This window comes from Streptomyces sp. NPDC057697, from assembly GCF_042799335.1.
In the GTDB taxonomy this organism is placed as follows: domain Bacteria; phylum Actinomycetota; class Actinomycetes; order Streptomycetales; family Streptomycetaceae; genus Streptomyces.
The window spans coordinates 1-3,645 of record NZ_JBHVJA010000035.1 but is presented as its reverse complement, the minus strand read 5'-3'; the positions used below and the strand labels follow the sequence as shown (position 1 = coordinate 3,645).

Below are 3,645 nucleotides of genomic sequence, written 5' to 3'. Positions count from 1 at the left end.
CGGCGGTCGCGCCGCTGATCGCCTTGCCGTCCGCGTTCCACTGATAGGCGAACGACGTCGGGGCGGGGGCCCAGGTGCCGGTGGCCGCGGTGAGGCGGTCACCGACGCGGGCCGTGGTGCCGATCGTGGGGCGTGCGCTGTTGCGGAGCGGGGCCGAGGTGACGGTGAAGTCGCCCCGGGCGTACTCGGCTCCGGCGGGCGTGATGACGCGCGCGCTCCAGGCGCCCTCGGCCGCACCGGTCAGGTCCAGCTCGGCGGTCAGGGTGCGGCGGTCGGGCGAGACGGCGACGGTGGTCGCGGTGATCTCCCGGCCGGAGTTCCGCAGCACGAGGCGCTGGTCCTTGTGCAGGGCCGTGCCGGTGACCGTGACCGTCGTCTTCGTACCGGAGGCGCCGGTGGCCGGGGTGAGCTTCGTGACGGTCACCCGCTCCAGTCCGCAGAGCCCGGGGCAGACCGCCTCGGCCTGGTACGAAGTCCGCGCGGCCTTCTCCGGCAGGGAGAGGACCAGGATGCTCGGGGTGAGCTCCCTGGAGTAGTTCTCGATCACCCGGCACGTGTAGCCGGCGGAGGCGGAGTACGTGCAGCCGTTGTCCAGGCTCGGGTCGTACAGCGCGGGCACCGCCGTGTCGGCGGCTCCCTCCGTGTCGCTGATCTTCATCGTGAAACGGTCGCTGTACGCGGTCGGCAGCGCGGCGCAGACGGCGCTGTGGTCCTCGTCGAGGGTGCCGGTGACCGGGCCGTACCCGTACGCGATGCTCGCGACCTTCTCGCACTCGGCGGCCGGGCCGTCCGGGCCCGCGATGCGCAGGGCGTCGAAGCGGTACGCGTCGGCGGCCTTCAGCGTCGCGGGGACGGTGACCAGGACCTGGTAGCGGGTGGAGCCGGTGACGGCGCACGCCTGGTTGCCGTCGCAGAGCTCGGTGCCGTCCGCCCCGTACACCACCGTGTTGGCGGTGCCGAGGGCGTCACGGACGTTGAGGTGCACGGTGTCCTGGGCGTCGGCGGTGGTGACCTGACGGCAGCGCAGCTCGCCGGGGGCGCCCAGGGCGCCGCCGGTGGACGGGCCGCCGGGCTTCGTCGCCGGGTTCGCGGCGCAGCCCTTCGCGGTCGCGGTGACATCGCGGCGGGCCACGGTGTACTCGCCGGGGGTGTCGCGGCCGGTGACCAGCACGGTGTGCGCGACGCCCGGGGTCAGCGCGCAGTTCGCCCAGGCGGAGACCGAGGGGCGGGACGAGCAGATCTGCTTGCCCTGGACGTCCAGGACGGTGAACTGGGCGAGGGACGCGGTGCCCGGTGCCGCCTGGAGCTGGATGTTCTCCCCGGCGCTGTGGTCGTTCGCCGGGATGCTCAGGCAGCGCGAGAAGACGCCGTCACCGGTGGTGACACGGGCGGTGGGGCCGGTCGCGGTGAAGTCGCCCGCCGGGAGGGCCGGGCAGTCGGCCGCCGCGTCGGTGCGGTGCAGGGCGAGGGTGTACGGGCCGGTCGGCTTCGAGTCGCTGTCGGTGGAGACCAGGGCCCGGAACGGGGCCTTGCCGGTGAGCCCGCAGGTCCCGTCCACGAGGTCGGACGGGTAGCAGCGCTGGATGCCGTCGGCGTCGACGACCGTCACGTCCGGGTGGGGCGCGGGACCGTAGAGAGGCTCCAGCGCGGCCAGCCGGGCGCCCTCGGGGAGCGGCAGGGACAGGCAGTCGATCTCACCGCCGTGGGTGAGCTGCGACTTGTGCACGCCGAGTTCGACCGGCTCGCAGCCGGTGGTGGCGGTGTGGTCGATGACGAGGGTGGCGGCGTCGGTGTAGACGGCGTAGTCACCGGCGGCCGGGAGGGTGCAGACGTCCCAGGTCTCGCAGGCGGTCTTGCCGTTCCGGTCGTACACGGTGAGCGCGGAGCGCACGCCGTCGTGGACCGCGAAAGCGTCGTAGCGCCCGGCGGACGGGGCGGTGAAGGTGCGGCAGCCGTGGACCGGGTCGGCTGCGGTGGGGCCGGAGTTGTACCCGTTCAGCGCGGGGTGCGCGCAGCCGGCCGGGTCGGAGGTGCGGCGGACGGCAAGGGTGTACTCGGCGGGGAAACCGTGCTCGGCCTCGGCGACCTGCGAGAGGACCCGGTAGGGGCCGTGACCGGGCAGGACGCAGCCCTTGCTGCCGTCCTCGTTGCGGTACGGGCAGATCCGGGCGCCGGTCTCGTCGGTGATCCAGGCCATGCTCTGGCCGGACGAGGTCATCCTGATGTCGGTGGTGATCCGCTCGCCCGGCTTGCCGTCGAAGAACCGGCACTGGACGGCGGTCGGCGCGGCGGCCGAGCCGACGACGGGGGCGGTGTCCCAGGACGTGCCGATCTCCGGCGCGCAGCCCTTGGTGGTGGCGAGGGGGGTGACGGCGAGGGTGGGCCTGCTCGTCTCGGACCAGCTGTTGTACAGCTGGAGGGTGAACTCGCCCGCGCGGGGCAGCCGGCACCAGCCCGCGCCCCAGTTGCCGTCGTAGCAGTCGATCTGCGTGTCGCCGTCGAAGACGGTGACGTACGTAGCGGCGTCTGCGCCGCCGACGAGGTCGACCCGGTGCATCCCGGCGGCCTCGGCGGTGATCGTGTAACAGACCGTGCCGTCGCCCGGGATCACCGGCTTGCCCTCGGCCGGGGCGGCCTCGTTGTAGCCGGAGAGCGGCAGCGCGACGCAGTCCTCGGCGGCCGGGGCGCCGGCCGCCTTCGCCGCAGGGGCGTACGCCTGCGCGGCGGTGGCGGGTATCAGCAACGAGAGCAGGACCGACAGCGCGAGCAACAGCACGGCGTACGCCGCCGAACCGCTCGATCTGCCCGATCTTGCGGCTGCGTGTGGATGGTGTTTGGGCATTCCGCTCCCCCCGGACCGGTGAAGGCTGCGCCTGCGTCCCGGAGTTCGCGAACGATGACCGACGAACGACGAGCGGCGAACGGCGCACGCAGGCGAGACAGCCCGGGGCGGGGGCACATGCAAGATGTGTGCGACTCGTAAAGGAGAGCGCACATGATGATCGCACACGCGTGCGGAGAGCGCGTACCGGAATATACGCGGGCGTGTGCGCGGGGCGTTGAGGTCTCGCGGCACGGACGGAACCGCTCCCGAACCGACGCCGTTTTTGAACTGACGCCGTTCTCGAATCGACGCCGTTTTTGAATCAACGCCGTTCTCGAATCGACGCCGTCTTCGAATCGACGCCGTCTTCGAATCGACGCCGCGCCCGGCGACGGGCATCCCCGAGAGCGCGAGGGCCGGGTGGCCCGCACCGGACGGTGCGGGCCACCCGGCCCCTGCCTCGCGTTCACCTCATCCACTCATCCGCGTCAGCGGGCGACCGCCTTCGTCGCCTTGCTGGTGGCGGAACCACTGCTGTGACCCGTGCGGCGAGCGGTCACCTTCACGGTGATCTTCTTGCCACTCTGGGCCGACTTGAGCGTCAGCGAGGACTTGGTCGCACCCGAGATCGCCTTGCCATTGGCGTACCACTGGTAGCCGTACGAAGTCGGCGCGGGCGACCAGGTGCCGTTGGCGGCCTTGAGGACCTTGCCCACCTTCGCGGTGCCCGAGATCGTCGGCTGCTTGCTCGCCTTGGGCGCACTACCGGTGGCCACCTTCACCGAGGCGGGCGCCGCGGTACCGTCGCTGTGACCGGTGCG

The 3,645-nt window shown here is 72.3% G+C and carries 1 protein-coding gene and 1 pseudogene; both read right to left on the bottom strand.

Going from position 1 to position 3,645, the window contains the following annotated elements; genetic code table 11:
• Nucleotides 1-2,776, bottom strand: a 2,776-nt coding sequence (locus ACFVFH_RS35690; protein WP_383777103.1) for a hypothetical protein, incomplete at its 3' end; no start/stop codon positions are given.
• Between the two features lie 536 nt (nt 2,777-3,312).
• A pseudogene (locus ACFVFH_RS35685) lies at nt 3,313-3,645 on the bottom strand (Tat pathway signal protein); the annotation flags it as partial.